The organism is Shewanella cutis, assembly GCF_022410515.1.
GTDB classification, from domain to species: domain Bacteria; phylum Pseudomonadota; class Gammaproteobacteria; order Enterobacterales; family Shewanellaceae; genus Shewanella; species Shewanella cutis.
Genome location: NZ_JACSDI010000014.1, coordinates 21017 through 46723, shown reverse-complemented (window position 1 = coordinate 46723; position 25707 = coordinate 21017). Strand labels below are relative to the sequence as shown.

The window sequence follows — 25707 nt, the reverse complement described above, 5'->3', positions numbered from 1 at the left end:
GCGGCAACTCCGGGGGGTTGTGAGCTGGTGTCACTTCTGTGTTGGCGGTTAATCCCCAGAGATTTGTGCCAGTCCTATCTTTTTTGCTACCGTCTTCTACGCCTATAAGCTAACTCACTTGCTCTTGAGTTCGGAGCTTTTAATTTTAATAACGATTCAATGATATTGGTTACCGTATTATCATGAAACCTTCCATGAATTGATTGAAGAAAATCATTCAACGCCTTCTCATTTTCCCATTCTAATCTCTTTGAATTTATTAGGTTATTCTCAATTTTGACTCGATAATCATATACAGAGAAGGTTTCTGATTGTACTTTTTGTAATGCAAAATATAGACTCAACAGTAGTTTAGTTTTTTCTAGTAAATAACAAGAGAATGTATCGTTATCACGATAATTAACTAGAAACTTATGCAGTTCAAAACCTGGCGTAATCAATGTGCTTTGCAATTGATAGATATTTTTATCAATAATATCAACGCCTAGAAATGACGTGATATATTCAAGAATCGTTACAAGATCTGCGATATAGTTATCTATCGAAATCACATTAGCAATAACTATTTCTCTGTTAAATATAAAATCACCACACATTTTAGGTCTGTTAATTATCAAACTAAACTTATCTTGTAATATATTGATATCTCGTAATAGCGACTCGATATTATCATCACTTGGTTCATTGATATATTTTTGATGAGATGCCGATAACTTTCGAAACTCTGACAAAAAATCATCTATAGCAGTATCAGTCAAACTAACTGAGCTCATGTTATTATTAGGGAAAATGGACTTATATAGTTTATTAATGTTGATCGTATACTCATCATCTACACAAAAAGGTGATTGACAATCAATTAGAGCATCTTCGATCATATCTCTGAATGCTCTTTTATGATGAGTATACTTTTCAAACATTAAATTTTCTGATTGGACAGTCCATTGTTTAGCTACAAACCAGATAGTAAATCCACTAACTGAAGCTACTAACATGCTAGTCCCAGCTGTAACAATGCTACCAAAGTCAGCCCAGTCACTTGAGCTATCAGACAAATACGGCAGTTTAATAGGTTTAAAGACTCCAAACTTCAAAAAATAAAGCGTTATAATAACAATAAAAAAAGCAACTGAAAAAAATAAAATACCTTTGATGTATGGCCCAATGTTATCTTTTTTTTGCATAAATTTTTATTTTCACCATATATATAGCTTCTAAAAAATTTAGCAATACCCAACTTATGTAACTATGGTACATAAGAGGAATTGCTGCGAAAGTCTGTATTACAACCTTTGGTTCAGAGCTAACTACGTACCTTGGTTTCGACTCAATCATTAGATGAACCAATATGTTACAGTAAAGAACTTACTATCATCTTATCTTTAACACTTTAATAAATCCATTTAAAACAACCGCCTTTGCTTCCTAGCCACAAAGGCGGCATGTTTTTTGGCCACAATCTAAAAAAGATAGGACATGCATAACTCTTTTGGGATTAACCGCCGACACTACCCCTACAGAAGTTCCCTCCCCTCGGAGTTGCCGCAGGGCATTTGCGTTCGTTGCGTGAGCGAGGCATGGATGCCGAGATAGCGTCAGTCGAATCAGGGACGAGCGTCTGACGCGGTAGCATAAGAACGCTAAATGCCCAAGGGGCTTTCAACTCCGTTAGGGGCGTCTTGGAGCATCCAAGGAGGATAGGACGAGCAGTCCTCCTTGGTCGGGTGTGGGGTGAAGCCCCACGACTTTGATTCATCTCGGCCGTCAGGCCGCAATGATTAACAGTCGAAAGATTGGATAGGCACAACTTTTTTGAGATTTAGGGCCAATGCCGAGATCACAGAAGTTCCCCATCCCCTCTGAATGCCGCAGGTACTGGTCCTGCTGTATTTAAAACACCCTACTGCAAAAAAACGGTATATCTGCAATCTTCTTTAGCGAAATGTTGTGTTAGGTATTTTTTCATATGAAAGATGTTGTTTTAGCGCTATGGAATATACCTAGTTTACAGATAAATAATCCCCTGACTTTCTAATCTCTAAAATCTACGTTATTACTATTCTATCAGTAAGATAAAGCGCAGAACTCACTTGATAAAATAGGTTCTGTTGTGGCAGTTTGAGTCGAAGCCACAAGCTGCTTTGTCGTATCCACTGTGGAAGGATGTTGGTTGGAATATTACTTAGGAGAAGGCCTGCTTATCGCGGTGTTCATCCTGAAAACAAATCATTAATCAATGCAGGAGCAAATATGAAAAAAGTGGTGATGATTGCTATGGCAGCAGTATTACTGGGTGGATGTTCTGTAAAAGAAAGGGCAATGAGTGGATTTCAGGTTGTGCCCTTTGATGCGTTCAAAACGAGCGAAAGCAATCCCAATCAGCGTATTTATAAGGAGCCGGGCGTTGACCTGCGCCAGTACAATCAGGTGTTACTCGATCCATTACAATTTATTCGTCAAGAGAATGGCCAGTGGTATCTATTAACGGCTAATGAGCAGAATGAGATTGGCCGTTATTATCATACGAAGTTTAAAAATGAATTGACGAAAAATGGAGTCAAGGTTGCGACTGAGTCAGGCCCTGGCGTGATTAGAGTTCAAGCGGCGGTGACGAATTTTGATTTAACTCGACCAGAGCTTAAATTACGCGATCTATTACCGGCGAAGATTGCCATTGATGTGACAAAAGAGGCGATCGGTATGGAGCCTTACTTGCTGAAGGTCGGCAGCATGTCGCAGTTGCTTGACTCACAAAGCGGCAAGTTGCTAGTTCGAGTATTAGATGCTCGCGAGAGTGATGATACCATCCAAAAAGATTCTCCTATTACAGCAAGCGAACTGGAAAAGATGATTGATAAGTGGGCTGCAGGCCGGGCGAAACAGTTAGCCGACAATTTGGGTAAATAATTCAAGCTGTATGTAATATTTGGGCTTAATACATCCGTTATAAAAATAAACCTCAGCCAAAACTGGGGTTTATTATTTGTGTATTACAGATAGGCGAACCCGCACACTATGGACACTAACAGAGGCGGTGGAAAACGTGGCTATGACAATGGGGGTTGATGGTTTAGTTGCAGACTGTTTTGCGGGCGTAGCATCAAACGTCCTTGTTTAATACGTTATAAAAACACCACTGGAGATTTGCGACTGCAATGTTAAGGCTGGGCGGCATTTTTAGGGTTCTATCTCTATTTTAGGGCGCTGAGCACTACAACATTGATCCTGTAAAAAATGCACGAGTCCTTGTAATAATTGATAATCAGGTACGCAGTACAATACTCTTCCCTCACGGCGCTGCGAGATAATCCCCGCTGAAACTAAGGCGCTAATATGATGTGAGAGTGTAGAACCTGGAACCTGCAACTCTTCCTGTAATTGCCCCACGGCAACGCCCTCATAGCCCCCCTTAACTAATATTCTGAACAGGGCAAGACGAGTAGGATGTCCTAGTTCTTTCAATACTTTAGCTGCATTTTCAATATTCATATTGATACTGTTGTTTTCGTTTATGCCATCAATTTATTCGATAATACCAGAATTATCTATTTTTGAACGGCCTCAAAAAGCGTCATCAGTTGCCGCTGGGTGAACTTTATCCGCAATTGATACTATGCTCACACTATATTTCTGCATTTATGGAAATTTGGTATTGAAAATCCAGCTCTCAATAACTATTATTCTAGAAAATTCGAAATGTTTTGAGGTTAAAAATGAATCCAGAGCTCATCACTATGCTAAAAGAAACGGCAAATATGTTTGCGTTTCTTGCACTTGAGTTAACCTTGTTATTCCTCGTGATAAGTTATCTCGTTGGTATGCTGCAGGAGTTTGTTACCCCTCAAAAAGTACAATCCATTTTGAGTTCGCGTAATGGCAAAGGTTATTTAATTGCTGCACTACTTGGATCTATCACGCCATTTTGCTCTTGTTCAACGATCCCATTTTTAAAAGGTCTACTCAGGGCTCGTGCGGGTTTTGGTCCAATGATGGTGTTCCTATTTGCTAGCCCATTGTTGAATCCGATTATTATTGGATTATTTGTCGTCACTTTCGGCGTTAAAGTTGCAGTTTTTTACTTTGTGATGGCAATGGGAGTATCTGTGATCGCGGGTTTTACACTGGAAAATCTGGGATTTGAAAGATATATCCGTAAAGAGGCCTACGAACAACAAGAGTTAGGCGCATCTGCTGGGAATAATAACCAATCTTCTGCTCCATCCTCCTGCTGTGGTACAACACCCGCGGTGGCTGCATCTTCTTGTTGTGATACAACACCGGCGCCAGTTGCATCCTCTTGTTGTGATACAACACCCGTGGTGGCTCCATCTTCTTGCTGTGGTACAACACCAGCACCAGTTGCATCTTCTTGCTGCGATACAACACCCGCGCTGGCTGCATCTTCTTGTTGTGGGGTAACATCTGAGCCTGTTGCATCCTTATGTTGTGACGATAGTTCGTCAATTTTACCGCCGCAGGTGCGCACAGAGCATCGTTGGTTACGCGTTTGGCGCACAACGTGGAATGACTTTAAGCAAGTATCACCCTATCTTTTTGTTGGAGTGTTACTCGGCTCATTTATCTATGGCTTTATCCCAACAGAATTCATTGTTAACTACGCAGGCGAAGCCACTTGGTATGCTATCCCTCTTGCGGCGGTTATTGGCATTCCTCTTTATATTCGCGCCGAAGCGGTTATCCCGCTCAGCGCGGCATTAGTCCAAAAAGGTATGGCGATGGGTTCTGTCATGGCATTAATCATCGGTAGCGCCGGTGCCAGCATCACAGAAGTGATTTTGTTAAAATCAATCTTTAAAAATCAAATGATTGCTGCATTTCTAGGTGTTATTTTAGCTATGGCTATCGCCTCCGGATTTCTTTATGGTTTAGTCTTTTAAATAAAGCCTCCTACCCACATTAAACCTAATACGCTTTTGATGTGTCTTTAAGTGGTGCTAATAAAGAGGCTTGGGGAGTAACCAAGTCGTAGATATAGACGTTGTTCGACAAGGACTCTCGTTCGTGAGTCGGTTAAAAAAGCGATCAAACCTAAAAGCAAAACCCCAGTTTTCACTGGGGTTTATTGTTTGAGCTTAGGTTGGCAAAGGTTATCCTGCCAAGCTAATCAATGCGTTATTTGATAAACGCGAAGGCATCGCCGTAGAGATGGGCTTCTTCAACACCCATTTCGCGGAAGATTTCGCGGGCGGCACCGACCATATCGAAACGTCCTGCGATATAGATGTCATAGCCATTGAGGCTAATAAAATCCTGTCTGATTTGCGCGAGCAGATTGGCGGTTTTGCCTTGCCAGTTTGCTGGGGCCTCTTCAATAACGGGCACAAAATGCAACCAAGGGTGAGCGTCGTGCCATGCGCGGGCGATGCTTTCGTAGTACATGGCATCTTGGGTGCGGCAACCCCAATATAAGGTTGTTTCGACCTGTTGGCCGAGGGCGATTTGTTGCTCGACAATACTCTTTATGTAAGAGAAGCCTGTGCCACCGGCGATCAATAAACGTGGGCGCAGGCTGTCGTGGCGTAGGTGAGCGTTGCCACCTGGCGCTTCGATGTCGATATGCGTGCTATTACGCAATCTTTCAACCACTTGCATTGGATAACTTTCGCTGACTGCCGCACCAATATGAAGCTCAATCACTTCGGCATTAGGGGCTGACGCGATAGAGAAGGGACGTTTGTCTTTTTCACCCATCACAACACACAGGTATTGTCCCGCTTGAAACTCCAAGGGGGTATCAGGCTTTAACCACACCTGATATACGGCGTCGTTAAAGGGGGTTACTTTCTCTATCTTACAACGTATGGTTTTCATCAAACTTCCTTTGCACCTTTTTATTTTGTTAGAGGTGTCGCATTAGGGCCATTCGCGGCCAATTCGCTTGGCTTAAGTGGGTACGTCGTGCTTAAGCTGAATTATAGGGTTGGGCTGTCGTCTATGCCTAACTCATCCCAGATTGAGTCGATCTTTTGCTTAACCTTAGGGTCCATCACAATCGGCGTGCCCCATTCGCGGGTGGTTTCGCCTTCCCACTTATTGGTGGCATCGAGACCCATTTTTGAGCCTAAGCCCGCTACAGGGGAGGCAAAGTCGAGGTAATCGATAGGGGTGTTATCGATCATCACGGTATCGCGTTTCGGGTCCATACGGGTGGTAATGGCCCAAATCACATCGTTCCAGTCGCGACAATTGACATCGTCATCCACCACCACAATAAATTTGGTATACATAAACTGGCGCAGGAAGGACCAAGCGCCCATCATCACCCGTTTAGCGTGGCCAGGATATTGTTTACGAATCGAGATCACCGCCATCCGGTAAGAGCAACCTTCGGGTGGAAGGTAAAAATCAATAATTTCAGGATATTGCTTACGCAAAATCGGCACAAACACTTCGTTGAGTGCCACACCTAACATGGCGGGTTCATCCGGTGGACGGCCAGTATAGGTGCTGTGGTAAATCGGATCTTTACGGTGAGTAATATGAGTCACGGTAAAAACGGGGAATTTATCCGTCTCGTTGTAGTAACCCGTGTGGTCGCCGTAGGGGCCTTCTTCGGCCATTTCGTTAGGGTCGATATAACCTTCGAGGATAATCTCGCTGCTGGCGGGCACTTCTAAATCACAGCTTAAAGCTTTGCAGACTTCGGTGCGCTCGCCGCGCAGTAATCCTGCGAAGGCGTATTCGCTCATCGCATCGGGTACTGGGGTGACCGCGCCTAAAATAGTCACAGGATCTGAGCCTAAGGCAACCACCACTGGGTAACGCTCGCCGGGGAATTGTTCTTTAAAATCAGCAAAATCAAGCGCGCCACCGCGGTGTGATAGCCAGCGCATAATGAGCTTATTCTTACCGAGCAATTGTTGACGGTAGATGCCTAGGTTTTGGCGACTCTTACGCGGCCCTTTGGTGATGGTTAAGCCCCATGTGACCAGCGGCGCCACATCGCCTGGCCAGCAATGCTGAATAGGTAGCTGGGTTAAATCGACTTCATCACCAGTTTTAACCACTTGTTGGCAGGCGGGATTACGCACTGTCTTGGGCGGCATATTCAAGGCTTGCTTGAACATAGGAATTTTTGCAATTGCGTCTTTAAAACCGCGTGGTGGCTCAGGCTCTTTTAAAAATGCCAGCAGCTCACCGACTTCGCGCAGGGCGAGCGGGTCGTCTTTACCCAGTGCCATGGCGACACGTTTGGGGGTACCAAAGAGGTTGGCCAGCACTGGCATGGAGTGATTTGTGGGATTTTCGAACAGGAGTGCAGGGCCTTTGGCGCGCAGAACGCGATCGGCGATCTCTGTCATTTCTAAATGAGGATCAACGGGGTAGCTAATGCGTTTGAGTTCGCCATTGGCTTCCAGATGATCAATAAAGCTGCGTAAATCCTTAAAACTCATGTGGAAATAGCCTCTGCAGTGGAAATCCGTGTGGCGCGCACTATAGCATTTTTCTGTTTTAGGGTTAACCTATTCAGTGATCTTCAAGCTTTGGAAGCGTAAAATGCTTGTCTTAGGTCGATGTTTATTTGACCCGTGCCCGGTATCTCGAGGTTTATATGACGCTATCTTCATTCCTTGCTAAAGATAAATGCCTTCAACTTCAATCCGTTTACTTAAGTAAACCGGTTGTGCCTTGGCATAAAACAGGCTTGGCCCTGTCTTTACTCGGCGCATTGTTGATCGGTGGTCTTGCCGCGCCAGATTGGGCGGTTGCGGGGGATCGAGGCACAAATGATCGCTATAGCGAGAGTTATGGGCGCCAAGATAATCACTATAAAAAGCATCATAAACATAGTGATAGCTATCGTTACTATCGCCCATATTACCGTCCCTATTATCCTTGGGGATTGGGTTTAGGAGTTGGCTTAGCGACGGGCTGGAACCTTGGCTATGGCTGGAATGATGGGATATGGAATGACGACTGGCGTTGGAATCGCGAGCGTTACTGGCATTCGCCTTATTCGGGCATCGGTTTGTCGATCCCGACGGGCTATGATGATACGCCAGTGGCCATTTCTGCGCCTGTGCGTGTTACCACCAGCATGCAATATTCGCCGAGCGAAGGTCGGATGGTGTCGAATATGCCAACCAATAGCGCAACTATAATGTCTACGGCCTCGACGGCGAGAGCATCAACCGTCTCAGCGGAGCCAACTGCCGCGGTTCCCCGGGTGCGGGCGGCGCGCAGTGTGTCGAGTCTGCCGAGCAATGCCAGAATAGTGCAGCAAGATGGCCGTACCTTATATGAATGGCAAGGCACGCTTTATGCCTTTGATTGGAATAGCCAAACCTATCAAGAGCAGTTAGTTAAGTAATCCATTTTTATCAACGCTTTATAACAGGAGCCCCGAGTGGGCTCCTGTTTTTTCAGCCTGTAGTCGCTTTATTGAATCGTGTAGAAATTACTTGCAGCTGCCCAATGCCAGTTTTAGTTTCTACGCTGCGCACCATGGTATTCGGTGGCATTCAATTGGTCGCCTGCAGATTCATTTCCTTAACCCCGTTGAATGGTGATATCGGCGATGTAGCCATGTTCTGTGGCGAGTAGCGCCTGTTTGAGCATGCCCGCGGCTTCATCGGCGGACATAAAGCTTGAAGTGTCTACCGATTTGCCACTGCTTGGCCAAAAGCCGGTATCCATACCGCCGGGATAAACGGCAATCAACTTCATAGGGCTTTGCTTTAGCTCCAAACGCACCGATTCAATAAAGCCCCTAACTGCCCATTTTGCAGCGCAGTAGGTTGACTCGCCCGCCTTAGCGGCAAGGGCGGCGGTAGACATGACCACAACAACTGTGATTGCTTGATTTTTATAGCGTTTCACCAGCTCGCGCACTAATAGAATGGTTGAAGTGACATTGTTATTCAGCAGTGTTTGGATCTCGCGCGCGCTTTGGTTTTCAAGGGCACCAAAGTAACCAGTGCCAGCGCAGTGGATAACAGTATTTGGCGAGTCGGTGAGGCCATCAAACAGCGCTTCGACACTTGCTTCATCACTTAAGTCTGCAGCAATCGCCGTAATCGCTTGTTGTGAAAATGGACTGAGGGCATTGGCCACAGTATGCAGGCGGTTGGCATCGCGGCCAGTTAAGGTGAGTGCTTGGTTATCCTTGGCATAGAGTGCAGCGAGTGCGGCGCCTAAACCACTGCTTGCGCCAGTAATCAGTATCATCTTTACCTCTTAATTCTATTAGGAAATATCTGATTCGATGATGGTGAATAAGGGGTGATCGAAGGCGACCTCATCCCCCTCCTTCACCCAAATCGCGCCAATAATGCCATCGCGCTGGGCCTCGATGGGATTTTGCATCCGCATGGCTTCGATAATGCAGAGTATGTCTCCCTGGCTCACCCTTTGGCCCACGCAAACTAATGGTGCATCTGCGAGGTTTTTCGCAGCATGAAAGGTGCCCACCATGGGCGATACTTGCACAAAGCCTTCAATCACAGGCATGGCATTGCGGGATTGAGTGGGCTTTGGGAGCGGTACCGAGGATTGTGTGGAACTTATCGCGCCAGCTTGTGCACTCGCAGGATGCGGGCTGTAGCGCGTAATGCGGATAGACTCCTCGCCTTCGGTAATCGCTAGCTCTGCAATCCCAGATTCTTGTACTAATTCAATCAGTTTTTTAATTTTCCGCAGGTCAACGGCCATCGTTTGATACTCCCTGTGCCAGCTTTTACTGTCCGTATTAGGTCGCGGATTTCAGTCTTTTTATCGCTGCCGCTAAGGCAAATTCATAGCCTTGGGCGCCAAAGCCGCAAATCACCCCAATCGCCTTATCGGACAAATAGGAGTGGTGGCGGAAAGGTTCGCGGGCATGAACATTGGATAAGTGCACTTCGTAAAAGGGAATATCCACCCCAAGTAGCGCATCACGCAGGGCAACACTGGTGTGGGTAAAGGCCGCGGGGTTGATAATGATCATCTGCGCATCGGTGGCATGGATAGCGTTGATCAGCTCAAATTCGGCGTTCGATTGAATATGTTCAAGCTGCACGCCAGCAGCCTGAGCTTGCTCGCTTAGTAGGGCCACAATATCAGCTAAGGTTTGATGACCGTAAACACTGGGCTCGCGGCGGCCAAGGAGATTCAAATTGGGGCCATTGATGAGCAGAACTTTATGATTCATTACGCTTTCCTTTTACGACATGCCTTAACAGATGGAATGTCATTAACTTAACCTGTTCGGGCGGATTTTGCATTATGAATGTCGATACCGCTTAAGTAGGTTTAATCCAACTTTAATTGGCGCATAGCCTTAGTGGCGCCGCGTTGCTTTTTGGTGTCTAAGCGTTTGGTTTGGCTGCTTTTGGTTGCACGGGTGGGGATACGTTTTTTGGCGACTTCCGCGACACTGGCAACTAGTGCAATAAATTGCGCCAAGGCGGTTTGTCGATTGGCATCTTGGCTGCGACTCGCCTGGCATTTGATGATGATTTTGCCACTGGCAGTAATCCTATGGTCGGCTTTTTGCAACAGGCGCTGCTGATAAAACTCGGGTAATGAGGAGTTTTTAATATCAAAAATCAATTGCGCCGCGGTGGACACTTTATTCACATTTTGTCCGCCAGCCCCACTTGAGCGGATAAATTGCCACTCGATTTCATTTTCAGGAAGTTCCACACGGTTTGAGATTTTTATCATGGCAGACTTAGGCATGGATTGAGAAGCTGGCAATAACTGCTTATGGCTTTTCAATAGATTTGTTATCATCGGGCGCATTCTTGCAGGGCAGGCGTGGTTGCTTGTTCGCAAAGTTGCCCGTTCGCAAAATAGTGTTCTCGTTTCGGAGTGCCTTTATGTTATGCCAAATCCCCGATATTGCTAAGGGTGTTATTAGTCTTTTTGCTAGTGGTCGACTCTCTTCTTCCGATTATCGGACTCGTTTACAGCCAGCAATTAAAAGTTACCGCAAGGATTGGGGGCAGGTTTGCCTGTATATTGAGGCCGACGTTTTACTTGAAGGTTGGGAATTTGAATCGTTAACGGGCAGTGGCGAAGTGCAACTGCCTAATTTTGAAGCCCTAGTTTTTGTGGGCGGCCCCGATTGGGTGGGTAATGCGGTGCGGTTACTCGGTCCCTTTATGCAGGGCGAGGTGGCTTGGTTCCCCTTGGAGCAAAAAGCCAAAGCGATCGCTTGGATTGCTAAACGTTCAACGTTTTAATGGCCCAGTGGGTATAACTGATAGGGAATGAATGATGTCTTTTTTGAAATTTATGACGGTAAAACCGAGCGCTAAACTGGGTGCGATGGGCTTAGTGTTGGCCCTTACTGCGGGCTTAAGCGCCTGTGCGCCAGAGGTCGGCAGTGACGCTTGGTGTAAGCAAATGAAGGAAAAACCTTCGGGTGATTGGACGGCAAATGAAGCCGCTGATTACGCCAAACACTGCGTATTTAAGTAAATATTTCAGGTGAATAGCATCACAGCTTGGCTCGTGCTGACTTGCAAGCTGTGAACTTATGTTTAAAATGACTGTCAGATATTTGCACCAACCCTCTCTGAATTGTTAATAGGTGATATTTGATTTCGACCGTTAAGCCATTCTTTAGCCGAATGGTGACCCTACTGATAGCCATTATCGTGCTGCAATTTGCGGGCGCGAATTTGGGTGCCCATCAGTTACATGCGGGCAATGGCGTCGAAGAAACTGAAAATCATCCCCATCTGCAATTTAGTGCTCCCGTAACTACCTTAGTCCAATGTTTGGATTGTGTTTGCCCAACTGAACAAACATTTGGGTCTCATTCCGAGATGTTTGGCGAAGCCGCACTCAACGAAGGGATCTCAGCAGCAAGTGCGAGTGGTCACTCACATTTAGTACAAATTACAGAAATTCAAGATTTTGATCTTTGCCTAGACTGCCAATGCCACGGTGGTCATCTGGCTTTGCTATCCCATTCTGAAAACCAATCCCTAACAGCACTTGAAACGGCCTACGTGCCAACGGATTTAACCTATTTCCCGCCTGATCAATTACCTAAATATCGTCCACCCATCGTTTAACTTCCAATATCTGTTTATCGTTGGCTGCGCTTCGTAAGTGCTTGCCGTAATGAGCCTTTTTATTTATCCCCAAGCATCGATTTCTGGCCTTTTACGGCCTAGCTCGCGCTAGCGCATTGAGCTTAATCGACATTTTGCTTAAGGGATGCATTCGATTGGTACTTATACGCCTATTGCGTGGGGCCAATCCTATTTAGATATTGTTAGGAATTGCGATGAAGAAAACCATTATCGCCCAAACACTGTTTGGCCTGTTGAGCACGTTAGTGCTCGCTGCTGGACAGGTTTCCCAAGCTGTTGCAGCAAATTCAGTTTTACCAGCCCAAGCACCAATGGCTGTTGGTCCTTTATTGGCCGAAGGCGATCAATTAACCTCCGAAACTCAAGTATCTCTCGACCAGTGGCTTCCCGAGTTACTCAAGCAAATTAATCAGTTACCGGAAGTGCAGGCGCAAATTGCTCGGCAGCAACAGGCAGAGCTTGCCATTGCTGCGGCGGATCGCGCCGTTTATAACCCTGAGCTTGGACTCAATTACCAAAATTCGGAAACCGATACCTACACCGTTGGCTTGAGCCAGACCTTAGATTGGGGAGATAAGCGCGGCGTGGCAACTCGCCTTGCACAACTTGAAGCCCAAATTCTGTTAGCGGACATTCGCTTAGAGCGTAGCCAAATGTTGGCTGAGCGTTTATTGGCATTAGCCGAGCAGGCGCAAGGCCAAAAGGCGCTGACCTTTGCAGAGCAGCAATTAAGGTTCACCCAAGCACAACTCAATATTGCCGAGCAGCGTTTTGCGGCGGGGGATTTATCCGATGTTGAGTTGCAACTGCTTAAACTCGAACTGGCAAGCAATACCGCCGATTATGCCTTGGCCGAACAAGCCGCTTTAGTCGCCGATGGTAAAGTGATTGAGTTACTTGGGGTTGATAAGCTCAAGTTTAGGGAGTTTATCTCTGAAATTGGCCAATTTGTGTCGATGATTTCACCCAAGGCGGAATTACCTGCATTAACCAGTGCCCATCAACAGGTGTTGTTGGCTAAGGCCAATGCCTTGAAGGTTAAGGCGGACACGGCGGCGGATCCCACCATCAACCTCGGTCTCGAGCGAGAAGGGAGTGATAACAAGCTTGGCATTGGTGTGGCTATCCCTTTGCAGGTGCGTAATAACTACAGTGAGTTACAGTCTGTTGCCGACAAAGGCATCGCCATCGCGGAGCAAAACTACCTTGCCCGTGAGCGAGTGCTAACGGCCAAACAGGCACAATTTAACAATGCCTTACCCCGTTTATTAGCACGTTATCAAGATTGGCGTGAGCGAGTTGAAGCCTCAGGAAGTAAAGCCGCTAAATCCTTAAGTGAACAGTGGCGTTCGGGGGATATGAGTACCAGTGAGTATTTACAAAGTCGGCGTCAGCTTGCGGCCAGTTATTTGGTCGGTTTAAACCTCGAAACGGCGATTTATCAGAGCTGGTTAACCTGGATGGGGGACAGCGGTCAACTGCTGCCTTTTATTGACACCTTTCCATCCACTTCAACCACTAACGCCGTGCCAGCAAAGTCAATCGTGAGGTAACACTAATGAATTCAACTACTCAGAAATCTTTTTTCCATTCTTTAGGCAATCTGTCTGCCACGGGCTTCACATCGGTGTTTACACCTTCCCGTTTAGCACTGGCGCTGATGCTCACCTCGTTAACCTTGATTGCGCCCACGCCTACGTTTGCTGGAGAAGGCCATGATCATGCTGCTGAAAAGCAAGTTAACGACACCGCTAAGAATACCGCTGCCGAGCAAGCACATGATGACCATAGCGAGCAAGCGCTAACTTTTACGCCTGCGCAGTTGGAGTTGGCGGGAATTCGCCTGTTACCCCTGAGCAGTGACAGCTTAAGTCTTACCAATTTAAACCTCGATGTTCGGGCGACGGCCACGTTAGTGGTTGACCGTGATAAAACGGCAACCTTAGCGCCACAGCTAGATGTGCGTGTTCAAGCGCGCCATGTGGTTCCCGGCCAAGAGGTGAAAAAGGGTGAGCCTTTACTTACCTTGGGTGGCGCAGCCGTTGCGCAGGCACAGGCGGACTACATTAATGCCGCTGCCGAATGGAGTCGAATCAAGCGCATGAGTGAAGGTGCGGTTAGCGTCAGTCGGCGGATGCAGGCGCAGGTGGATGCCGAACTTAAACGGGCTATTTTAGAGGCCATTAAGATGACGCCCGCGCAAATTCGTGCACTGGAATCGACGCCTGAAGCCATTGGCAGTTATCAATTACTGGCGCCTATCGACGGTCGGGTGCAGCAAGATATCGCCATGCTGGGGCAAGTGTTTAGCGCTGGCACGCCATTAATGCAATTGACCGATGAGTCGCACCTTTGGGTGGAGGCCCAGCTAACGCCCGCACAGGCGGTTAATGTGAATGTGGGCTCTCCAGCGTTGATTCAGGTGGGAGATAAAACCTTAGCTGGCAAAATTATCGGCCGCTCCCACGAGCTGGATAGCGTAACACGCACCGAGCAAGTGTTAGTCAGCATGCCAAACCCTGATCATATTTTGCACGCCGGGCAATTTGCTGAGCTGTACTTTGCCGATGCCTCTCAAAATATTGCCGATGCTGCACAAAACAGGGCTGCGGCGAGTGGCGGGTCAGGTATTTCATCGGGGATTGTTCTGCCCGATGCAGCGTTAACCCGCAGCAGCGACGGTGATTGGCAGATCTTTATTCAGTATGAGGATGGTTTTGAAGCCATTGAGGTGGAGCTGGTACAGCGTCAGCGTGGCTTGAGTTTAGTGCGCGGCAGTGAGCTCGATAAAGCGCAGCAGGCACAGCTAAAAGTAGTGGTAGAAGGCGCATTTTTCTTGGCCTCGGAGCAGGCTAAGGCCGGTTTTGATATTCATGCCCACTAATTGCGATGCCTATAACTGTGCCTATGGTTCTCGCTTAAGGAATTCTTATGTTGCAAAAAGCAATCGAAGCCGCGATTAAAAATCGGCTATTAGTGGTGTTGGCGCTGCTGGCGGCGGTCGCTGCCAGTGTGGCCATGTTGCCCAAATTGAATCTCGATGCCTTTCCCGATGTCACCAACGTACAGGTGACCATCAATACCGAGGCTGAGGGCTTGGCCGCCGAAGAGGTAGAAAAACTCATCAGTTATCCGGTCGAATCGGCCATGTACGCCTTGCCAGCGGTGACTGAAGTGCGTTCGTTATCGCGCACTGGCTTGTCCATCGTGACCGTGGTATTTGCTGAGGGCACGGATATTTACTTTGCCCGTCAGCAAGTGTTTGAGCAGTTACAGGCGGCGCGGGAGATGATCCCAAGCGGGGTGGGTGTGCCAGAAATTGGCCCTAACACCTCTGGATTGGGGCAGATTTATCAATATATTTTGCGGGCAGATCCAAGTGCAGGCATCAATGCCGCCGAGCTGCGTAGTCTTAACGACTACCTCGTCAAACTTATCTTGATGCCCGTTGGCGGCGTGACCGATGTGTTATCTTTTGGCGGCGAAGTTCGCCAATATCAAGTGCAGGTCGACCCTAATAAGTTGCGTGCTTATGGCTTGTCGATGGCGCAGGTGAGTGAGGCGCTCGAAAGCAATAACCGTAACGCTGGTGGCTGGTTTATGGATCAAGGCCAAGAGCAATTAGTGGTTCGAGGCTATGGTATGTTGCCTGCCGGAGAGGCAGGGCTTGCCTCGATTACCCAAATTCCACTCACTGAAGTACGAGGCACGCCTGTGCGAGTGGGTGACATTGCAAAGGTCGATTTTGGCAGTGAGATCCGCGTAGGTGCCGTGACTATGACGCGCCGTGATGAGGCCGGTCAGGCGCAAGCCTTGGGCGAAGTGGTCGCGGGCGTAGTGCTTAAGCGCATGGGCGCTAACACTAAGGCGACGATTGATGATATCGATGCGCGGATTAATCTGATTGAACAGGCGCTACCGAAGGGCGTGTCCTTTGAGGTGTTTTACGATCAAGCGGACTTAGTGGATAAGGCCGTTACCACAGTGCGCGATGCGCTGTTAATGGCTTTTGTGTTTATTGTGGTTATCTTGGCGCTGTTCCTTGTGAATATCCGCGCCACCTTGCTGGTGCTACTGTCGATTCCCGTTTCTATTGGTTTGGCGCTGATGGTGATGTCTTATTACGGACTGTCGGCCAACCTGATGTCCCTTGGCGGTTTGGCGGTAGCCATTGGTATGTTGGTCGATGGCTCTGTGGTAATGGTTGAGAATATTTTCAAGCATTTAACTCAGCCGGATCGCCGCCATTTAACACTGGCCAGAGCGCGTGTTGATGGTGAAGCCGACCCTTACCATGGTGATGAGGATGGTAGTGCTCACACCGTTGAAGCGGATAACAGCATGGCCGTGCGCATTATGCTGGCGGCGAAAGAAGTGTGCAGTCCTATCTTCTTCGCAACGGCGATTATTATTGTGGTGTTTGCGCCGCTATTTGCCTTGGAAGGTGTAGAAGGCAAGCTGTTTCAGCCGATGGCCGTCAGCATTATTTTAGCGATGATTTCTGCCTTGCTAGTGGCGCTAATTGCGGTGCCAGCCTTGGCGGTATATCTGTTTAAACGTGGGGTTGTGCTCAAAGAAAGTGTGATCTTAAGGCCGCTGGATAACGCATATCGCAAACTGCTCAGTGCAACGTTAGCGCGCCCTAAAATGGTGGTGATCAGTGCGGTTATTATGTTTGTCATGAGCATGGCATTACTGCCTAGACTCGGCACCGAGTTTGTGCCCGAGTTAGAGGAAGGCACGATTAACCTGAGGGTGACGCTGGCACCGACCGCGAGCCTTGGCACTTCCTTGGATGTGGCGCCAAAGCTTGAGGCCATGCTGCTGCAATTCCCCGAGGTGGAATATGCCTTGAGCCGTATCGGAGCGCCAGAATTAGGCGGCGACCCTGAGCCTGTGAGCAATATCGAAATTTATATTGGCCTTAAACCCATCGAAGAGTGGCAATCGGCTAGCTCGCGTTTAGCGCTGCAACGTTTAATGGAAGAAAAGCTCAGCGTCTTCCCCGGCCTGCTACTCACCTTCTCACAACCGATTGCGACGCGGGTCGATGAGTTGCTTTCGGGGGTGAAGGCGCAGTTAGCGATTAAACTCTTTGGTCCTGATCTCGCGGTACTCTCAGAAAAGGGGCAAGTGTTGACCGATTTGGTGGCGAAAATCCCTGGTGCTGTGGATGTGTCCCTCGAGCAGGTAAGTGGTGAGGCGCAGCTGGTGGTGCGGCCAGATCGCGCACAACTTGCCCGTTACGGTATCAGTGTCGATCAAGTGATGACACTCGTTAGCCAAGGCATTGGTGGCGCCAGCGCCGGACAAGTGATCGACGGTAACGCCAGATACGACATTAATTTACGCCTTGCCGCCGAGTTTCGCAGCAGTCCGGATGTGATTAAGGATTTGCTGCTGAGTGGTACCAATGGCGCAATTGTGCGCTTGGGTGAGGTGGCCAGTGTTGAGGTGGAAATGGCGCCGCCGAATATTCGCCGTGACGATGTGCAGCGCCGTGTGGTGGTGCAAGCCAACGTGGCGGGGCGGGATATGGGATCTGTGGTCAAAGATATCTATGCGTTGGTGCCTCAGGCCGATTTGCCCGCAGGATACACAGTGATTGTCGGTGGTCAGTACGAGAACCAACAGCGAGCACAGCAAAAGCTGATGTTGGTAGTGCCAGTCTCTATCGCTTTAATTGCCTTGCTGTTGTACTTCTCCTTTGGCGCGGTGAAGCAGGTCTTATTGATCATGGCGAACGTTCCTCTGGCATTAATTGGCGGTATCGTTGCGCTGTTTGTCAGCGGCACTTATCTGTCAGTGCCAAGCTCCATTGGCTTTATCACGCTGTTTGGGGTGGCAGTGCTCAATGGTGTGGTGTTAGTGGATTCGATAAACCAGCGCAGGCAGAGCGGCGAGTCGCTCTATGACTCGGTTTATGAAGGCACTGTGGGACGATTACGTCCGGTGCTGATGACGGCCTTGACCTCCGCCTTAGGGTTAATTCCGATCTTAGTATCATCGGGCGTGGGCAGTGAAATCCAAAAGCCGCTGGCGGTGGTGATTATCGGCGGGCTGTTTAGCTCTACGGCACTGACCTTATTAGTATTACCGACCTTATATCGCTGGTTATATCGTCACGATAAATTGCCTGACTAGTTGGCCGTTAAGCCTTGGCGCGATTTTGTGGTAAGGCTTAACGTTAAAGTTTAAAAATCAGCGAGCTATAGTGTGCGATATAGGCTAGGCTTAACGCTGGTATTAAGGATAAGTATCTCTGGAGAGAGTATGATCGCAGTCATTTTTGAAGTCGTTCCCACGAAAGAAGGAAAGGAAGAATATCTGCACGTAGCCGCTGAAATGCGCCAGTATTTAGAAGGCCGCAAGGGATTAATTTCGATCGAACGTTTTCAGAGCTTAACCGATGAGGGCAAGGTGCTAAGTCTATCGTTTTGGGAAGATATGGCCTCTATCACCCAATGGCGTAATCAAATGGCCCACAGTATTGCCGAGCAAACTGGGATTGTGCCATGTCTGTTTAACGCTTATCGGATCCGTGTCGCAGAAGTGGTGCAAGACTATAGCGAAACCGTGCACGAGGCCGCCGAGTAACCGAGACCTATTGGTTAAAAACAAAACCCATCGCAGTCGATGGGTTTTTTATGCTCAACAATCTGCCTAAGTGAGTTTTAAGGCTTATTTTTGCTGTTGTGCTTTGAGCAGATCGCGGATCTCTGATAACAGTTCTTGATCTTTGGTTGGTGCTGGTGGCGCCGGAGGTGCTTCTTCTTGTTTACGTTTTAAGCTGTTAATAGCCTTTAATCCCATAAAAATCGCGAAGGCGATAATGGTAAAGTCGATAACGGTTTGGATAAATTTACCGTAGGCAATCACCACCGCTGGCGCATCGCCTTGGGCGGCGAGCAGTACAACACTCAAATCACTGAAATTTACACCACCTAAGATAATCCCAATTGGCGGCATAATAATATCGGCGACAAAGGATGAAACTATCTTGCCAAAAGCGGCACCAATGATAATACCCACCGCCATATCGATTACGTTGCCACGGGACGCAAAAGCCTTGAATTCTTGAATTAAGCTCATTAGGTTTCCTCCGGAAATAAGATTAAATGTTAAACTTTATTGCGATAAATGTATCAGGAAAACCTTAGGGGCTTTTGCTGCCTGCTACCTGGACAAGCTTATAGGGGCTTAAGGATTAAGGCAATTCTGAGATTAAGGATTTATCTTGCGGACACTGGCTTTACATTGTCAGTGTTACAATTGTTGAATTTGGCGTGGATTAGCATGTCCTTGCTGGTCAATAAATTCTGGCACTTCCAATACCTGTGATCCCCAGCGTTTAAATAGAGCTGTATAGATAAACTCGATAAAGACACGATATTTGCGTGGTAAATAAGCGCGCTTAGGATAACTGAGCACCACTTTGGTTTGCACCATTGGATAATCGTCAAGGAGTGGCACTAAATAGCCTTTTTCTATCGCCTCTTGGGCAATAATCGATGGCACCGCCGTAATGCCAAGTCCGGCAATGGCCGCTTCGCGGGCGATGGTGACATTATTCACAGTTAATTGCGTCACAGGTTCAATCACCACCCAAGATTTGCCATCAAATAACTTCCATGCTCCTTCGATGTGGGCTGACTGTAAGCGAATGGCTTTATGCTTTGCTAAATCCTGCGGCACTTTTGGCGTGCCATGTTCGGCTAAATATTTGGGACTGGCCATTAAGGATTTATAGGCATTAACCAAGGAATAGCTCTGAAGGCGGCTATCGTGGGAATCGGCAATTTGGAACAGTAGATCGATACCTTCTTCTATCACATCGACTTTGCGATTAGTGAGTTCTGCATCAATGGTGATATCAGGGTAAAGCGTTAAAAACTTGGCAAAAATCGGACCGAGAAACAATTGCCCTAATTCGATAGGACAGACAATTTTTAGGTTGCCTTTGATTAATTGCTGGTGGGCACTGAGCTGATTTTCGGCGCTTTGAAGATCACTTAAGATCTTGTTGATTCGATTGTAATAACTTGAGCCAGCTTCAGTGAGTTTGAGGGCACGAGTGGTACGGAATAACAACTGAGTACCCGTATCGGCCTCAAGTTCGGCAATTTTGCGACTGACTGTCGCCTTAGTCAGTCCGAGGGCTTTGGCTGCGCCCGTAAAGCTACCTTGCTCGACGACCTGAGCAAATATCTGCACGCGATTGAGATCCATGATTGTTACACCAGTGAAACAGTGGGTTGATTTTTAACTATCTAATAAACTTGGTGAGACAGTAGTACACTAGGACTCACTAATCAAGGAGTCATTCATGTCCAAAAGTAAACTCATCATCGCCGCGCCATTATTACTCGCCGCCATCGCGGGTGGCGGTTATTACTGGTGGACTCAAGTTCGTTTTATTGAAACGACAGATAATGCCTATGTTGAGGCAGATATCTCCCATGTGAGTGTAAAAGTGCCGGGTTATGTGGTGTTATCCGATGTGACAGATAACCAGCACGTACGTAAAGGTGAGTTATTAGCCCAGCTCGAAGATAACCAATTTATCGCCAAAGTAAGCCAAGCCGAGGCATCACTCGCCAGTGCGAAGGCCGATCTGCAAACCTTAGCCGCTAAAGTTGAGCTACAGCACGCCTTGATCAGCCAAGCGAGCGCCGCCGTGGTCGCAGCGCAGGCGGATAACATCCGTGCAGAGCAGCAGTTAAGTCGTGCCAAAAAGTTAAAAGTCAGCAATTACAGCTCACAGGACGATGTGGATCAATTGCAAGCGGGGTTTGATGCTGCGGCGGCGCACCTCGATGAAGCCAAGGCACTGCTGGTGGCGAAACAACGCGAGCTTGCCGTGTTTAATGCTCAGCTTAATCAAGCCCGCTCCGTGGTTGAGCAGGCCGATGCTACATTGGCGCTGGCTAATATCCAACTTAATGATACCCGCGTAACAGCGCCCTTTTCTGGGGTGATAGGCAAACGTGGCGCTATGGTGGGGCAGTACGTGCAGCCCGGCCAGGCACTCTACAGTTTGGTTCCGGATGGGGCAGTGTGGATCACGGCGAACTTTAAAGAAACCCAGATCCAACATATGCAACCCGGACAAGTGGTACAGGTGAGTCTCGATGCGTTTCCCGACAAGACCTTTACTGGTGTTATCGATAGCCTGTCTCCGGCATCCGGAGCCAAATTTAGTCTACTGCCCGCCGAAAATGCCACGGGTAACTTCACTAAAATCGTGCAGCGTATCCCAGTGCGGATCCGTTTAGAGTTAACTGAGGATGCTCGGATCGTGCCGGGCTTAAGTGCGGTGGTGAAGGTTGATACTTCGTCCAATCCAACGGCTGCGATTGCAGCGACTTTAGGTCGTTAAGATGAGTGCCGTCGGAGCTGACACTGCACCTGCAATGGCGATAGCAACAACAGTTAGTGCGCCGAGTGCATACGAGCGCGGCAGTCGTCGTTCGTGGATTGCCGTTTTTGGTGGTTTGATCGGTGCCTTTATGGCGATCCTCGATATTCAAATTACCAATGCCTCGATGAAGGAGATTCAAGGTAGCCTTGGGGCAACGCTCGAAGAAGGCAGTTGGATTTCAACGGCGTATCTGGTTGCCGAGATGATCGCTATTCCGCTCTCAGGCTGGTTAAGCACTGGGTTGTCGGTACGGCGTTATCTGCTCTGGACCACTGCGGCTTTTATTTTTGCTTCTATTCTTTGTTCTATCTCGTGGAACTTGGAGTCTATGATCGCCTTTCGGGCGTTGCAGGGCTTCTTTGGTGGCGCGCTGATCCCGCTGGCATTTCGGTTGATCTTAGAATTTTTACCCGAGAATAAACGTGCTGTAGGGATGGCGCTCTTTGGCGTGACGGCTACCTTTGCGCCGTCGATTGGCCCAACCTTAGGCGGTTGGTTAACTGAGCACTTTAGTTGGCATTACCTGTTTTATATCAACGTGCCACCCGGTTTACTGGTGATGGCGATGTTGGCCTATGGTCTCGAAAAACGACCTGTGGTGTGGGATAAATTAAAAAATGCTGACCTTGCTGGCATTGTCACTATGGCGCTGGGGATGGGTTGCCTTGAGGTGGTGCTTGAGGAGGGAAACCGTAAAGATTGGTTCGGTTCGGATTTGATCCGCAATCTCGCCATTATTGCCGCGGTGAATTTAGTGCTGTTTGTGTGGATCCAACTTAAACGTAAAGAGCCTTTAGTGAATTTACGCCTGCTCGGTAAACGTGATTTTGTGCTTTCAACCGTGGCGTATTTTTTACTGGGGATGGCACTCTTTGGCGCGATCTATTTGATCCCACTGTATTTATCGCAAGTCCATGATTACACACCGCTGGAAATCGGCGAGGTGATTATGTGGATGGGATTTCCGCAGCTACTCGTTTTGCCATTAGTGCCGCGTTTAATGCAGCGTTTCGATGGTCGTTACTTGGCCGCCTTTGGCTTTTTTATGTTTGCCCTTAGTTATTATATGAACAGCCAAATGACTGCCGATTACGCAGGGCCGCAGATGATTGCCTCTCAAGTAGTACGCGCCTTGGGTCAGCCGTTTATTTTAGTGCCTATTGGAATGCTGGCGACGGCCCATTTAAAACCCCATGAAAACCCATCGGCCTCAACGGTGTTAAATGTGATGCGTAATTTAGGCGGCGCCTTTGGTATCGCGCTGGTGGCGACCTTAACCGATAATCTATCCCGCAACCATTTAGCACATGTGAAGGAGTCTTTGCCTGCAGTTAGTGCTCAGGCACAGGATTATTTAAACCAGAGCGCGAGTCTGCTGCAGATGGGGGGCTCTGATCCTTACACCGCCGCCGCGCAGGCTAAAGCATTATTGGCGAAAACTATGAGTCAGCAGGCGTATATACAAGCCTATAATGATGTGTTTTTTATTATGGGAGCCTTGTTGCTAATTGCCGTAGTGGCTGTGCTGCTCATTCGTAAACCCCAGAGCCAAGCGGCCCATGATACGGTAATCGATTAAGGCTTAGGTTTTGTTGTTAGTTCTCATTAACTCCTTGCGCCTTAATTCTCCCCCAGCATTAAGGCGCTTTTTTATGCGCTAAGCACTGTGGTAGACTCGCAGGTCCCTTCGATTGTTGTAGAGACGCATCTATGCCGATACAAAATTCCATTCAGTGGCAAAATCTGTCATTTAATCAATTAAATGCCAATACTTTGTACGACATTCTCAAGTTACGTGTTGATGTGTTTGTGGTCGAGCAAGCCTGTGCTTACCCTGAACTAGACGATAAAGATAGGCATCCTGAAACTCTGCATTTAATGGGTTTATCGCCACAGGGTGAATTACTTGCTTATGCCCGAGTTTTACCGCCGGGGCTGAGTTATCCTGAGGCAAGCATTGGCCGCGTGGTGATATCTCCAGCGGGACGTGGGCAAGGATTGGCAACACCTCTTATGCAGAATGCAATTGATGCTGCGCTCAGCACTTGGCCTGCTGCGGGTATCCAAATTGGTGCTCAGGATTATCTGAAAAGCTTCTACCAAAAACTCGGCTTTAGCGCCTGTTCCGAAATGTATTTGGAAGATGGTATTCCCCATATTGATATGCGCTATCAGCCTAAGTGATCTGGTTTTAACTAGCTGAATTTACTCTTATTAAGGAAATCAAATGACTACAGTTACGGACTATAAAATCAATCAACAACAACTCGTGTGCGTTGCGAGCTTTTTAGCTAAGGAAGGCAAAACTGAGGCCTTGATTGCTGCACTCGCCTCGCTTATCCCCGACACACGCCGTGAAGCGGGCTGTATCCGGTATGAGCTCAATGTCAGCCGTGATGAACCGCGCCGCGTGACTTTTGTTGAGAAGTTTGTCGATATCACCGCGTTCGATGAGCACTGCGCTAAGGATGCCATTCAGCATTATTTCCATCAGGTGATGCCCGAGTTGGTTGAGTCCTTCCATGTGGAAACCTATCACCAAGTCATCGCCTAAGTGGTTTACCGTCACATCGCTTAATAAACGCTAAGTCTTCAGCAGAATGTATTAATTTACATTAGCTTTGCAGTTTATAGTATTGTAACAAGAGATTTTATTGGTTAGCTTCCTGTTTTAATGTTGCACTGTGGCAACAAATTTTTAAACAGTAACTAACTTGTGGATGTATACAATGCTAAAAAAATGGACAGTGGTACTTATCCCCCTTGCGCTTCTTGGTTTAAGTGGCTGCGCATCGACACATGATGAAGACCCTAAGACAGTCGCTAAGGAGTGTAACAAAGTCACATCTACTGGTTCCAACATTGGACGTTGCAAGAAATAATATCTTGCACCTTGAGTCTATAAGCATGTTCAGTATGAGCTGCGTTCATCGCATCGCTAGCCTGTTTTTCGTAACCGGATTACTCGCTTCTGGGCGTCTTGTCCGACATTTATTGACGGTTATTTACTCCTAAAACGTTTAATGAACTTCATTAGGCGTTTTGTTTTTTAAAGCGAAGGTGGCGATAAATGCTTTAAAGGTAAGCTGCAATGAAAGGGATACATTCCGATTCATCAATTGATGGCGTTAGCTTTAAATGTAGATTTGATATGTTGTAAATATTTAAAAGACGGTATGAGCCGTTTCAGTTTTCCGATTAGAAGAGGCCATTGCTTTAGGGCTTGGTCCATTAGCCATCAAGGGCTATTGAAGAGGGATGAGGCATTACACTGTGTTGTAATGCCTAAATTCAGCGAAACGCTCCAGTACTATGAGTCACTTTGCCGTTTGATATATCTGCGTTCGATTTCTTTCAAACGACTATTAAAGTCTTCTAAATGCGCTAACATTTCAGCTTCGGCTTTGGCTTCATCTTTTTCGATAACAGCTTGAACTATTGCATCATGTAGGCCTAAAGGATGGATTTCATCCGTTGGCGGTTCAAATTTTATCGTTTGATTTTTAAGTAAAATTAGCAGTGATTTCACGATTGCCTCTAAGAAGCGATTGCCAGACATCTCTGCTAACAAATAATGCACTTCGGAGCGTAAGGCGACAGTATCCGGATAAGCGTGCGAATCATTCTCGTGTCGTAAAGCTTCGTGTAGCGCTATTGCCTGTGTTGGTGTGCAATTTTTAGCTGCCATTCTTGTTACTTGAGGCTCAATCAAAATGCGCGCTTGGCATAATTCGGGGAGTGATAGCTTTCCCATCATAAACATATCATGGCAGGCGTCACTTAAACGTTCAAATGTCAGATGTTTTACAAATGCGCCGCCTGTTGCGCCTTGGCGAATTTCCACTAAGCCGCCCGCTTCAAGACTCTTAATTGCTTCTCTGACAACCGTACGGCTGACTTGGAATAATTCTATGAGTTCGCGTTCGGATGGTAGTTTATCTCCAGCTTTATAATCACCACCTAAAATAGCGTTTTTCAGCTGTTGTCCAACTTCACTAGATGCTTTTATCTGCTTAATTGGCTTGAAGTTATGCACTAGTCTGCCCCTCTATATGCTTAGTTCAGGCATCTTAACATAAAAGTACTTTTTAGGCAGAAATTGTACTCTCGCTTTCTCTACATTAGTGATTAAAAAACATTCACTTTTGTTGATCGATGTAACATCTTGATAGATTTCGCAACTTATTTCTCATATTCGTTCAATCATTATTGTTGATAAAGGTTATACGTCATACATTT

25 protein-coding genes are annotated in these 25707 nt (G+C 47.3%); 14 read left to right on the top strand and 11 right to left on the bottom strand.

Translation table 11 applies throughout. From position 1 onward, the window contains the following. Positions 1 to 86: 86 nt before the first annotated feature. Positions 87 to 1184, bottom strand: a complete 1098-nt coding sequence (locus tag H9J30_RS16110; protein ID WP_240131914.1) for a DUF2976 domain-containing protein — start codon at positions 1182 to 1184, stop codon at positions 87 to 89. A 1066-nt stretch (positions 1185 to 2250) separates the two neighbouring features. Between H9J30_RS16110 and H9J30_RS16105 the strand changes: the two genes are divergently transcribed. Further along, a complete protein-coding gene (locus H9J30_RS16105; protein ID WP_240131913.1) occupies positions 2251 to 2907 on the top strand; it encodes a DUF3313 domain-containing protein in 657 nt (218 codons plus the stop codon). 270 nt (positions 2908 to 3177) lie between these two features. Here the strand turns inward: H9J30_RS16105 and H9J30_RS16100 are convergent, their stop codons facing one another. Beyond that, complete coding sequence (locus H9J30_RS16100; RefSeq protein WP_240131912.1) at positions 3178 to 3489, bottom strand: ArsR/SmtB family transcription factor; 312 nt, start codon at positions 3487 to 3489, stop codon at positions 3178 to 3180. Positions 3490 to 3713: 224 nt separating this feature from the next. Here H9J30_RS16100 and H9J30_RS16095 point away from each other — a divergent pair, with 224 nt between their 5' ends. Then, positions 3714 to 4898, top strand: coding sequence for a permease (locus H9J30_RS16095; RefSeq protein ID WP_240131911.1), 1185 nt, complete (start codon positions 3714 to 3716; stop codon positions 4896 to 4898). 235 nt (positions 4899 to 5133) lie between these two features. On the opposite strand, the gene fre is transcribed toward H9J30_RS16095, so the two are convergent. Together fre and ubiD are read right to left on the bottom strand one after the other, a co-directional pair. Then, positions 5134 to 5832: an NAD(P)H-flavin reductase gene (gene fre / locus H9J30_RS16090; RefSeq protein WP_240131910.1), complete on the bottom strand. Its 699-nt coding sequence runs from the start codon at positions 5830 to 5832 to the stop codon at positions 5134 to 5136. Between the two features lie 101 nt (positions 5833 to 5933). Then, complete coding sequence (gene ubiD, locus H9J30_RS16085) at positions 5934 to 7415, bottom strand: 4-hydroxy-3-polyprenylbenzoate decarboxylase (protein ID WP_240131909.1); 1482 nt, start codon at positions 7413 to 7415, stop codon at positions 5934 to 5936. Positions 7416 to 7573: 158 nt separating this feature from the next. Between ubiD and H9J30_RS16080 the strand changes: the two genes are divergently transcribed. After that, a complete protein-coding gene (locus H9J30_RS16080; protein WP_240131908.1) occupies positions 7574 to 8332 on the top strand; it encodes a hypothetical protein in 759 nt (252 codons plus the stop codon). 179 nt (positions 8333 to 8511) lie between these two features. Here H9J30_RS16080 and H9J30_RS16075 read toward each other — a convergent pair whose 3' ends face one another. The 4 genes from H9J30_RS16075 to arfB all read right to left on the bottom strand — a co-directional run bounded on the left by H9J30_RS16075 (position 8512) and on the right by arfB (position 10680). Next, on the bottom strand, positions 8512 to 9189 hold the full coding sequence (locus tag H9J30_RS16075; protein ID WP_240131907.1) for an SDR family NAD(P)-dependent oxidoreductase: 678 nt from the start codon (positions 9187 to 9189) through the stop codon (positions 8512 to 8514). An 18-nt stretch (positions 9190 to 9207) separates the two neighbouring features. After that, positions 9208 to 9672, bottom strand: coding sequence for an acetyl-CoA carboxylase biotin carboxyl carrier protein (gene accB / locus H9J30_RS16070; RefSeq protein WP_240131906.1), 465 nt, complete (start codon positions 9670 to 9672; stop codon positions 9208 to 9210). A gap of 37 nt (positions 9673 to 9709) precedes the next feature. Then, positions 9710 to 10150: a type II 3-dehydroquinate dehydratase gene (gene aroQ / locus H9J30_RS16065; RefSeq protein ID WP_240131905.1), complete on the bottom strand. Its 441-nt coding sequence runs from the start codon at positions 10148 to 10150 to the stop codon at positions 9710 to 9712. A 101-nt stretch (positions 10151 to 10251) separates the two neighbouring features. Continuing rightward, on the bottom strand, positions 10252 to 10680 hold the full coding sequence (gene arfB / locus H9J30_RS16060; protein WP_240131958.1) for an alternative ribosome rescue aminoacyl-tRNA hydrolase ArfB: 429 nt from the start codon (positions 10678 to 10680) through the stop codon (positions 10252 to 10254). Positions 10681 to 10820: 140 nt separating this feature from the next. Here arfB and H9J30_RS16055 point away from each other — a divergent pair, with 140 nt between their 5' ends. The 7 genes from H9J30_RS16055 to H9J30_RS16025 all read left to right on the top strand — a co-directional run bounded on the left by H9J30_RS16055 (position 10821) and on the right by H9J30_RS16025 (position 18644). Beyond that, positions 10821 to 11186: a SpoIIAA family protein gene (locus H9J30_RS16055; RefSeq protein WP_240131904.1), complete on the top strand. Its 366-nt coding sequence runs from the start codon at positions 10821 to 10823 to the stop codon at positions 11184 to 11186. Positions 11187 to 11220: 34 nt separating this feature from the next. After that, complete coding sequence (locus tag H9J30_RS16050; protein WP_240131903.1) at positions 11221 to 11424, top strand: DUF3012 domain-containing protein; 204 nt, start codon at positions 11221 to 11223, stop codon at positions 11422 to 11424. Positions 11425 to 11576: 152 nt separating this feature from the next. After that, on the top strand, positions 11577 to 12026 hold the full coding sequence (locus H9J30_RS16045) for a hypothetical protein (RefSeq protein WP_240131957.1): 450 nt from the start codon (positions 11577 to 11579) through the stop codon (positions 12024 to 12026). 215 nt (positions 12027 to 12241) lie between these two features. Then, a complete protein-coding gene (locus H9J30_RS16040; RefSeq protein WP_240131902.1) occupies positions 12242 to 13600 on the top strand; it encodes a TolC family protein in 1359 nt (452 codons plus the stop codon). Positions 13601 to 13605: 5 nt separating this feature from the next. Next, positions 13606 to 14931 carry an efflux RND transporter periplasmic adaptor subunit gene (locus H9J30_RS16035; protein WP_240131901.1) on the top strand — a complete coding sequence of 442 codons (1326 nt, stop codon included), beginning with the start codon at positions 13606 to 13608 and terminating at the stop codon, positions 14929 to 14931. A 47-nt stretch (positions 14932 to 14978) separates the two neighbouring features. Then, a complete protein-coding gene (locus H9J30_RS16030) occupies positions 14979 to 18191 on the top strand; it encodes an efflux RND transporter permease subunit (protein ID WP_240131900.1) in 3213 nt (1070 codons plus the stop codon). Positions 18192 to 18320: 129 nt separating this feature from the next. Next, positions 18321 to 18644 (top strand): antibiotic biosynthesis monooxygenase family protein, encoded by a 324-nt coding sequence (locus H9J30_RS16025; RefSeq protein WP_240131899.1) that lies wholly within the window; start codon positions 18321 to 18323, stop codon positions 18642 to 18644. Between the two features lie 84 nt (positions 18645 to 18728). On the opposite strand, the gene mscL is transcribed toward H9J30_RS16025, so the two are convergent. Both mscL and H9J30_RS16015 read right to left on the bottom strand, forming a co-directional pair. Beyond that, complete coding sequence (gene mscL / locus H9J30_RS16020) at positions 18729 to 19139, bottom strand: large-conductance mechanosensitive channel protein MscL (protein ID WP_240131898.1); 411 nt, start codon at positions 19137 to 19139, stop codon at positions 18729 to 18731. Positions 19140 to 19313: 174 nt separating this feature from the next. Continuing rightward, positions 19314 to 20276: a LysR family transcriptional regulator gene (locus H9J30_RS16015; RefSeq protein WP_240131897.1), complete on the bottom strand. Its 963-nt coding sequence runs from the start codon at positions 20274 to 20276 to the stop codon at positions 19314 to 19316. A gap of 97 nt (positions 20277 to 20373) precedes the next feature. On the opposite strand from H9J30_RS16015, the gene H9J30_RS16010 reads away from it, so the two are divergent. The 4 genes from H9J30_RS16010 to H9J30_RS15995 all read left to right on the top strand — a co-directional run bounded on the left by H9J30_RS16010 (position 20374) and on the right by H9J30_RS15995 (position 24022). After that, positions 20374 to 21426, top strand: coding sequence for an HlyD family secretion protein (locus H9J30_RS16010; RefSeq protein WP_240131896.1), 1053 nt, complete (start codon positions 20374 to 20376; stop codon positions 21424 to 21426). A gap of 1 nt (position 21427) precedes the next feature. Beyond that, positions 21428 to 23047, top strand: coding sequence for a DHA2 family efflux MFS transporter permease subunit (locus H9J30_RS16005; RefSeq protein WP_240131895.1), 1620 nt, complete (start codon positions 21428 to 21430; stop codon positions 23045 to 23047). A 149-nt stretch (positions 23048 to 23196) separates the two neighbouring features. Continuing rightward, a complete protein-coding gene (locus H9J30_RS16000; protein ID WP_240131956.1) occupies positions 23197 to 23652 on the top strand; it encodes a GNAT family N-acetyltransferase in 456 nt (151 codons plus the stop codon). Between the two features lie 43 nt (positions 23653 to 23695). Beyond that, positions 23696 to 24022 carry a putative quinol monooxygenase gene (locus H9J30_RS15995; protein ID WP_172590899.1) on the top strand — a complete coding sequence of 109 codons (327 nt, stop codon included), beginning with the start codon at positions 23696 to 23698 and terminating at the stop codon, positions 24020 to 24022. Between the two features lie 756 nt (positions 24023 to 24778). Here the strand turns inward: H9J30_RS15995 and H9J30_RS15990 are convergent. Further along, positions 24779 to 25504, bottom strand: a complete 726-nt coding sequence (locus tag H9J30_RS15990) for a FadR/GntR family transcriptional regulator (RefSeq protein WP_240131894.1) — start codon at positions 25502 to 25504, stop codon at positions 24779 to 24781. Positions 25505 to 25707 lie beyond the last annotated feature (203 nt).

Bases quoted from the DNA above. Each gene is read 5' to 3' on its own strand.
- H9J30_RS16110 (WP_240131914.1), bottom strand. From the start codon at position 1,184: ATGCAAAAAAAAGATAACATTGGGCCATACATCAAAGGTATTTTATTT.
- H9J30_RS16105 (WP_240131913.1), top strand. From the start codon at position 2,251: ATGAAAAAAGTGGTGATGATTGCTATGGCAGCAGTATTACTGGGTGGA.
- H9J30_RS16100 (WP_240131912.1), bottom strand. From the start codon at position 3,489: ATGAATATTGAAAATGCAGCTAAAGTATTGAAAGAACTAGGACATCCT.
- H9J30_RS16095 (WP_240131911.1), top strand. From the start codon at position 3,714: ATGAATCCAGAGCTCATCACTATGCTAAAAGAAACGGCAAATATGTTT.
- fre (WP_240131910.1), bottom strand. From the start codon at position 5,832: ATGAAAACCATACGTTGTAAGATAGAGAAAGTAACCCCCTTTAACGAC.
- ubiD (WP_240131909.1), bottom strand. From the start codon at position 7,415: ATGAGTTTTAAGGATTTACGCAGCTTTATTGATCATCTGGAAGCCAAT.
- H9J30_RS16080 (WP_240131908.1), top strand. From the start codon at position 7,574: ATGACGCTATCTTCATTCCTTGCTAAAGATAAATGCCTTCAACTTCAA.
- H9J30_RS16075 (WP_240131907.1), bottom strand. From the start codon at position 9,189: ATGATACTGATTACTGGCGCAAGCAGTGGTTTAGGCGCCGCACTCGCT.
- accB (WP_240131906.1), bottom strand. From the start codon at position 9,672: ATGGCCGTTGACCTGCGGAAAATTAAAAAACTGATTGAATTAGTACAA.
- aroQ (WP_240131905.1), bottom strand. From the start codon at position 10,150: ATGAATCATAAAGTTCTGCTCATCAATGGCCCCAATTTGAATCTCCTT.
- arfB (WP_240131958.1), bottom strand. From the start codon at position 10,680: ATGCCTAAGTCTGCCATGATAAAAATCTCAAACCGTGTGGAACTTCCT.
- H9J30_RS16055 (WP_240131904.1), top strand. From the start codon at position 10,821: ATGTTATGCCAAATCCCCGATATTGCTAAGGGTGTTATTAGTCTTTTT.
- H9J30_RS16050 (WP_240131903.1), top strand. From the start codon at position 11,221: ATGTCTTTTTTGAAATTTATGACGGTAAAACCGAGCGCTAAACTGGGT.
- H9J30_RS16045 (WP_240131957.1), top strand. From the start codon at position 11,577: ATGGTGACCCTACTGATAGCCATTATCGTGCTGCAATTTGCGGGCGCG.
- H9J30_RS16040 (WP_240131902.1), top strand. From the start codon at position 12,242: ATGAAGAAAACCATTATCGCCCAAACACTGTTTGGCCTGTTGAGCACG.
- H9J30_RS16035 (WP_240131901.1), top strand. From the start codon at position 13,606: ATGAATTCAACTACTCAGAAATCTTTTTTCCATTCTTTAGGCAATCTG.
- H9J30_RS16030 (WP_240131900.1), top strand. From the start codon at position 14,979: ATGTTGCAAAAAGCAATCGAAGCCGCGATTAAAAATCGGCTATTAGTG.
- H9J30_RS16025 (WP_240131899.1), top strand. From the start codon at position 18,321: ATGATCGCAGTCATTTTTGAAGTCGTTCCCACGAAAGAAGGAAAGGAA.
- mscL (WP_240131898.1), bottom strand. From the start codon at position 19,139: ATGAGCTTAATTCAAGAATTCAAGGCTTTTGCGTCCCGTGGCAACGTA.
- H9J30_RS16015 (WP_240131897.1), bottom strand. From the start codon at position 20,276: ATGGATCTCAATCGCGTGCAGATATTTGCTCAGGTCGTCGAGCAAGGT.
- H9J30_RS16010 (WP_240131896.1), top strand. From the start codon at position 20,374: ATGTCCAAAAGTAAACTCATCATCGCCGCGCCATTATTACTCGCCGCC.
- H9J30_RS16005 (WP_240131895.1), top strand. From the start codon at position 21,428: ATGAGTGCCGTCGGAGCTGACACTGCACCTGCAATGGCGATAGCAACA.
- H9J30_RS15995 (WP_172590899.1), top strand. From the start codon at position 23,696: ATGACTACAGTTACGGACTATAAAATCAATCAACAACAACTCGTGTGC.